Annotated in this window: 7 protein-coding genes; 2 read left to right on the top strand and 5 right to left on the bottom strand. The window is 71.7% G+C overall.

The window, feature by feature from the left end; all coding sequences use genetic code 11:
- Nucleotides 1-62 precede the first annotated feature (62 nt).
- The 3 genes from ACIBZJ_RS32505 to ACIBZJ_RS32495 form a co-directional block, all read right to left on the bottom strand.
- A complete protein-coding gene (locus ACIBZJ_RS32505) occupies nt 63-446 on the bottom strand; it encodes a hypothetical protein (protein ID WP_395936470.1) in 384 nt (127 codons plus the stop codon).
- A 67-nt stretch (nt 447-513) separates the two neighbouring features.
- Nucleotides 514-1,791, bottom strand: a complete 1,278-nt coding sequence (locus tag ACIBZJ_RS32500; RefSeq protein ID WP_395936468.1) for an MFS transporter — start codon at nt 1,789-1,791, stop codon at nt 514-516.
- A complete protein-coding gene (locus tag ACIBZJ_RS32495; RefSeq protein ID WP_395936466.1) occupies nt 1,788-2,213 on the bottom strand; it encodes a MarR family winged helix-turn-helix transcriptional regulator in 426 nt (141 codons plus the stop codon). Before ACIBZJ_RS32495 ends, ACIBZJ_RS32500 begins: the two co-directional genes overlap by 4 nt.
- Before the next feature lie 96 nt (nt 2,214-2,309).
- Between ACIBZJ_RS32495 and thpR the strand changes: the two genes are divergently transcribed.
- Entirely contained in the window at nt 2,310-2,876 is a 567-nt protein-coding gene (gene thpR, locus ACIBZJ_RS32490) for an RNA 2',3'-cyclic phosphodiesterase (RefSeq protein ID WP_395936464.1), read from the top strand.
- On the opposite strand, the gene ACIBZJ_RS32485 is transcribed toward thpR, so the two are convergent.
- Nucleotides 2,864-3,856 (bottom strand): aldo/keto reductase, encoded by a 993-nt coding sequence (locus tag ACIBZJ_RS32485; protein ID WP_395936462.1) that lies wholly within the window; start codon nt 3,854-3,856, stop codon nt 2,864-2,866. The genes thpR and ACIBZJ_RS32485 overlap by 13 nt on opposite strands.
- Nucleotides 3,857-4,013: 157 nt before the next feature.
- Between ACIBZJ_RS32485 and ACIBZJ_RS32480 the strand changes: the two genes are divergently transcribed.
- Complete coding sequence (locus ACIBZJ_RS32480) at nt 4,014-4,838, top strand: thioesterase family protein (protein ID WP_395936460.1); 825 nt, start codon at nt 4,014-4,016, stop codon at nt 4,836-4,838.
- Between the two features lie 148 nt (nt 4,839-4,986).
- Here the strand turns inward: ACIBZJ_RS32480 and sepH are convergent, their stop codons facing one another.
- Nucleotides 4,987-6,786, bottom strand: a complete 1,800-nt coding sequence (sepH, locus tag ACIBZJ_RS32475) for a septation protein SepH (protein ID WP_395936458.1) — start codon at nt 6,784-6,786, stop codon at nt 4,987-4,989.
- Nucleotides 6,787-6,874 lie beyond the last annotated feature (88 nt).

Below are 6,874 nucleotides of genomic sequence, written 5' to 3'. Positions count from 1 at the left end.
CGCAGCCGCGAACACAACCCGCAGAAACAACCCAGCCGCGGGCGGTGCAGCGGATGGATCGGTCAGTCGCAGGCGGACTGGAGTTTGGCGCCGGCCTTGTTCAGCGCGGTCATGTCCGGCACCACCGGATTCTTCGGCGGGCCCTCGACCTCGATCACGCCGGCCAGGTGCTTCATCGCGTCGGCGATGTCGAACGAGGCGTCGGCGACGTCACCCGTCGCCTGCTTGCCGAACGCCCGGATCCGCGCCGCGCCGTTGCGGTAGGTCTCGGCCTCCACGGGCGGATCCGTCACCTGGTCGGCGGCGTTCCTCGTGACCGATCGCAGTTCCTCCTTGACCGAGTCGCAGATCGCCCGATCTTCGTCGTTGCCGCCACACGCGGGCACTGCGCCGAGCACCGCTAAGACCGCCATCGTTCCCGCGGCCCGCCGGACCAGCCCAGACATAGGTGTACCCTCTCCGATTCCGGTCGACCTGACGGCGCCGAACGGTAGCAGCGGGAGTCCACCCCGTTCAGCCCGCCGCGGGAAGCTCCGCCGGGTGGGCGCGGGCCGACGCGGACGTGGGCCGGGCCGCGCGGCGGTGGGAGCGCGCGCGGGCGTAGGCCAGGAAACCGGCCGCGAGCATCGTCGCCGCGCCACCGATCAGCAGACCCGTCCGGGCGCCGTACCGCTGCGAGAGCGGGCCGATGATCAGCGAGCCGAGCGGCGTGCCGCCGAGGAACACCAGCATGTACAGCGCCATCACCCGGCCACGCAGGTGAGCGGGGGTACCGAGCTGCACCCGGGCGTTGGCCGCGTTGTTGTGGGCGATAAACGCCAGCCCGGTGAACAGCAGGACCACCGCCGCCAGCCCGAACGTCGGTGTGAACGCGACCGCGCACTCGAGCGCGCCGAACGTCGCCGCGCAGGTCAGCACCACGCGGGCCGACGGGCGTTTCGTCCGCCGGGCGCCGAGGAGCGCACCGGCGAGTGCACCGGCCGCGAACGCGGCCGAGAGCAGGCCGAACGACGCCGGTCCGACGTCGAACTCGACCTTGGCGAGCAACGGGAGCGTCAGGTTGAAGTTCATGCCGAGCGTGCCGAGGACCGACATCATCGCGATGACCAGCATCAGGTCCTGGCGGCCGCGGACGAACCGCAGGCCCTCCATCACCTGACCGCGGGCGCGCTCCACCCGGCGGCCGGTGAGCAGGTCGGCCGGGCGCATCGCGAGCAGCCCGGCCAGCACGGCCAGGTAGGACGCGCCGTTGATCAGGAACGCCGGACCCACGCCGACGCCGGCGATCACCAGGCCGCCGACCGCCGGGCCGAGCAGGCGGGCGGAGTTGAACGTCGCGGAGTTCAGCGAGACCGCGTTCGGCAGGCGTTCCGGCCCCACCATCTCGGAGATGAACGACTGCCGGACCGGGGTGTCGAACGCGTTGACGGTGCCGAGCAGCAGCGCGAACGCGTAGACGTTCCAGAGCTCGGCGGTGCCGGTCACGACCAGTGCGCCCATGCCGAGCGCGAACACCATCGAGGCGACCTGGGTGGCGATCAGCACCTTGCGCTTGTCGAGCCGGTCGGCGAGCGCGCCGGCCCAGAGCGTCAACAGGAGTACGGGGGTGAACTGGAGCGCGGTGACCACGCCGAGCGCGGTGCCGGAGTTGTGGGAGAGGTCGAGCACCAGCCAGTCCTGGGCGGTGGTCTGCATCCAGGTACCGGTCAGCGAGACGATCTGGCCGCCCGCGAACAGGCGGTAGTTGCGGACGTTGAGCGACGAGAACATCGAGCGGAGCGCCGGGCTCATGCGCGGGCCAGCCGATCGAGGATCTCCACCGCGGCGCGCAGGACGTCCCGGTCGGGCTCGTCGAGCTCGGCGAGGCGGGCGGCCAGCCAGGCCTCGCGGGCCTGCCGGTCCTCGACGATCAGCGCGTCGCCGTCCGGGGTGGTGGAGAGGACGATCTGGCGCCCGTCGGTGCGGTGCGGCGCCCGGCGGACCAAGCCGCGTTCTTCCAGGGCGGCGATCGTGCGAGTGGCGGCCGGGGGCTGGACGCGCTCGATCTCGGCCAGTTGCCGGGGCGTCAGCGTGCCTTCGCCTTTGGAGATCGTGAACAGGCAGGAGATCTGGGTCATCGTCAGGCCGTGCGCGGGGCGCTCGGCCCTCAGCCGGCGAAAGAAGCGTCCGGTCGCGGATCGGATGTCGGCCGCGAGGTCTTCGTAGTGGGGCATGCCCGGACTGGGCCTCCTAGGTTGCTTCGCTCAACTCATTACCTCTGTTAACGATCTCGCGAAAAACCGAATTCCGCCAGTGCCAGACTGGGTTCCGTGCGTCTGTTCGTCGCGGTACTGCCGCCACCGGAAGCCCTCGGCCACCTGAGTACGGCGATCGAAGGGCTGCACGTCGTCCGGGCCGGGGCGGGGCTCGAGCCGCCCGAGCGCTGGCACCTGACCGCGGTGTTCCTCGGGGAGACCGCCGACGACCGGCTGGAGACGATCTGCGCCCGGCTCGCGGAAGGCGCCGCAGCCGGGCGGCCCGCGACGCTCGCGCTGGCCGGGGGCGGACATTTCGGCGAGACCGTGCTCTGGACCGGCGTCGACGGCGAACTGGACGCCCTGGTACGGACCGTGCGTGCGCTGCGCAGGCACCTCCGGCAGGCCCGGGTCGAGCTGGAGCGTCGTCCGTATCGACCGCATCTGACGCTGGCCCGGCCGCGGGCCCGGGTCACGCCGCAGCAGCTCCGCGACGACGTCGCGACCCTGAAGTCCTACCGCGGACCGTCCTGGACGGCCGATCGGGTCCACCTCATGCGCAGCACCCAGTACCGCACCCCGACCGGCCTCCAGGCCGTCCGCTACGAGTCGCTGGCCGACTGGCCGACCTACCAGGCGTAGGCCTCCGGCGCGGGTTTCCCCGGGTTCGGGAACGGAGCCGGAAAGAGCTCGTCGAGTGCGGTCAGCGTGGACTCCTCGAGCGTGAGATCGAGGGCTCGCAGCGCGCTGTCGAACTGCTCGCCGGTCCGCGGACCGACGATCGGCGCGGTGACACCGTCCTGCGCGAGCAGCCAGGCGAGCCCGACCTCCGCCGGGTCGGCGCCCAGGTCGGCGCAGAGCTTCTCGTAGCCCTCGATCGCGGCCCGGTTCTTCTCCAGCCCGGCGGCGGACCGCTCCGATCCGCTACGCGAGCCGGTGCCCTCGCGCTGTTTGCGCAGGGCCCCGGAGAGCAGCCCGCCCTCCAGCGGCGACCACGGGATCACACCGATGCCGTAGGCGCGGGCCGCCGGCAGCACCTCGAGCTCGATCCAGCGATTCATCAGGTTGTAGTACGACTGCTCGCTGATCAGGCCGAGGACGTGCCGGGACCGGGCCGCTTCCTGCGCCTGCACCAGGTGCCAGCCGGCGAAGTTGCTCGACCCGGTGTACAGGATCTTGCCCTGCTGCCGGAGGACGTCCATTGCCTCCCAGATCTCGTCCCAGGGCGTGTCCCGGTCGACGTGGTGCATCTGGTAGAGGTCGATGTAGTCGGTCCGGAGCCGTTTGAGCGACTCGTCGCAGGCCCGCCGGATGTTGAGCGCCGAGAGCTTTCCCTCGTTCGGCCAGTCGCCCATCGCGCCGTAGAGCTTGGTCGCGAGCACCGTGCGTTCGCGACGGTTCGCGCCGCCGGCGAACCAGTTGCCGATGATCCGTTCGGTGATGCCTTCGCCCTTTTGGCGTCCGTAGACGTTCGCGGTGTCGAAGAAGTTGATCCCGTGGTCATGGGCGGTGTCCATGATCCGGTGGCTGTCCTGTTCAGACGTCTCGGGGCCGAAGTTCATCGTGCCCAGGCAGATGCGGCTGACGCTCAGGCCGGACCGACCGAGCCGGACGTACTGCATGCTGACCTCCAGTACGGATTCGTTGCTCCCTCAAACCTTCCACACGGCCGGCGAAGCCGCCTTTCGCCTTCTACGGCGTTTGGTGGCCTCAAGGCCTCGCGCTCGCCCGTCAGCCTTGTTCTGGGCGGGCCGCCCAGTTATCTGGCAGGCTGGCTGGGTGCTGGAGATACATACCGAGATCCGGGAGACCGGGCCTGATCGGTACGCAACACTCATCGACGGCGGTTGGGCGATCGGTTCGTCGCTCAACGGGGGTTATCTGCAGCTCCCCGTGGTGAGGGCGGTTCTCGCGGCCGAGGGTCACCCGCACCCGGTGGCCGTCACGACGGACTTCCTGACCGCACCGCACGCCGGTGAGGCCGAGATCGTCGTCGAGCGGCTCCGCACCGGCAAGACGGTCGGCACCAGCCGCGCGACGCTGATCCAGGACGGCGCGCCGGTGCTCGTGTCGTCGGTCGTGACGAGCACGCTCGACTCCAGTGCCCCTGATCTCGACCTCGCACCGACGATCGAGCTCCCGTCGCCCGACCAGTGCACACGAATCTGGTCCGACGTCATGCCCGACACGAACCTCGCGCTGATGGACCACGTCGACGTCCGGCTGGCCCCGGAATTCGCGAACCTGTTGCGTGGTCGCCCGGACGGGAGCATGGCGCTGCGCGGGTGGGCGCGGATGGTCGACGGGCGCGATCCCGACCCGCTGGTGTGCCTGCTCGCCGCCGACGCGTTCCCGCCGGTGACGTTCACTCTCGGCCGCTACGGCTGGGCGCCCACGGTCCAGATGACGACGTACCTGCGGGTGCTGCCGGCACCGGGCTGGCTCCGCTGCGAGCTGCGCGGGCGCGTACTCGCGTCGGGCTGGTTCGACGAAGACTGCACGATCCGCGACTCCGCCGGCCGCCTGGTGGCCCAGTCCCGTCAGATCGCCCGGATCCCCCGAGTAGCCCTACCCCCAGACCCCGAAGACGACGAAGAAGACTGAGCCGAAGGCTTCGGCTCAGTCTTCTGGCTCTGACGTGGAGCCCGCTCAGGGCGGCGAGGACAGTCGAGCCGGCCGACGCCGTGACATCAGGGGGCCCGTCACAAGGAGGCCGGCTCGCCTGTCATCGTCGCCCTGAGCGGGCCGCCCACTAACGTCGGTCTGAGCGGGCTGCTCCCGAACCGAAAAGGATGTCGTCCCAGCTGGGGAGCTCGGCCTTGCGGCCTCGACCGCTGCCGGCTTTGGGTGGCTCGGGGCGGCCGGAGTTGCCCGACGGCGGCGTGCCGACGCCGGTCGGGTCGAGCCGTTCGCGCCAGTCGTTGCGCCCGGTGATGCCGCCGCCGCTGGTCGGCGCGGCCTCGCCCGGCGTCGGCACGTCGCCCCGGCGCCCGGCCGGACGACGAGGGTCGTCGCCCCACGGGTCCGGACGACGGACCTCGTCCGAGCGGTCGGCGCGCTGGCCACCCGCGGCCGGCCGCGGATCGTCGAGCCGGCCCGCGCCGCGCAGACCGTCACGTCCGGACGCAGCCGCCGGGTCGTCGGAACCCGAAGGCCCGTGGGGACCGGACGGTCCCAGCAACCCGGACGATCGCGAAGGGATACCCGGCCGCGACGGAATCAGCGACCCGGGAGAGACCCCCGGCCGAGGCATCCCCGCTCCCGGCACCCCGGTTCCGGGCATCCCCGTTCCCGGGATTCCGGTTCCCGGCATCCCGGTCCCCGGCGCCCCGGAGCCAGGCATCCCAGTCCCAGGCATCCCAGTTCCGGGCATCTCCGTCCCCGGCATCCCGGTGCCAGGCATGCCAGTTCCGGGCATCCCGTTCCCCGGTACTCCGGTGCCCGGCAACCCGTTCCCGGGCACTCCAGTTCCCGGCATCCCGCTCCCGGGCATCCCGCTCCCGGGCATCCCGCTCCCGGGCATTCCGGTACCCGGCATCCCCGCCGCAGGCAGGCTCGGCCCAGGACCACCGGCAGCCGGCATCCCCGGACCGCCGTGCCCCGGACCGCCGTGCCCCGGCCCACCGGGCCCGGACAGGCCGGGTCCGCCGGCGAGGCCCGGGTGCGTGTCCGGACGGCGAGGCGCACGCAGATCGTCGAAGCGCGGGTCGAGGGCCCGGCCACGTCCGCTCTCCCGAGCGGCCTGACGCAGATCTCCCCGCCCCTCGCGCGGGAGCTCACGCGGCACTTCCCGGGCCGGTGCCGACGCAGCCGCCGCCTCCGCGGCAGCCGCCGCGGCCGCGGGCTCGTCCCGGCGACGCTCGTCGCGCCGCCGCAGCATCGAGAGCGCCGGAACGACCGGGCCCTCCTTGGGGTCGGCGTCGTCGGGCAACTGGCCCGCACGCACACCGAACGGCAGCATCTGCTCGTCCGGCGCGATCAGCAGATCCTGCTCGCCGGAGAGGAAGTTCGCCATCTCGTCGACCGGTGTCACCATCGACCGGGCCCGATCGAGGTCCCAGATCGCGTGCGCGGTCGCCTTCCCGGACGGCCAGGTCGCGGTCGTGCGCCAGCCACCGTCGTCACGGCGGTAGCTGTCCCACGCCACGGTCTCGACGTCGACCCCGTGGGCACGGAGCCGTCCGTCGACGACGTCGGCCAAGGTCTGTCCGCTGTCGGCGCCCCGCAGCCGGGTACGGCGGGCGAGCTGCGCCATCGCGGCCCGCTCCTGGAGCACCGGCCCGGCGAACCGCAGGACCTTCTCCATCGGGACGTTCGCAAGCCGGGCCACGTGCTCTGCCGACTCGCCGGATCGGATCCTGGATTGAATATCGCGCGGAGTCAGTGTCGCCTCCACATCCATCGATAGCTGACCGGGTGTACCGGTTCGCTCTCGCTGAACGGCGGCGATCACCTGGTCGTCGATGGCGAGCGAAAGCATCCGCCCGACCTCGTCGGTCAGAATCATGGCCTGCCCGTCAGCGGAGAGCGCGACGAACCGCAACGGTCGCATGGCGACCTCCCTCTCCAGACACCGGCGAGCGTGCCCACCATACGACGGCAGGGCTCGTGTGCCCCGCATACCACGCCGTACGGGCGCG

The sequence above is a fragment of the Cryptosporangium sp. NPDC051539 genome, from assembly GCF_044454545.1.
Classification (GTDB): Bacteria; Actinomycetota; Actinomycetes; order Mycobacteriales; family Cryptosporangiaceae; genus Cryptosporangium.
This window is presented reverse-complemented; position numbering and strand designations above follow the sequence as displayed.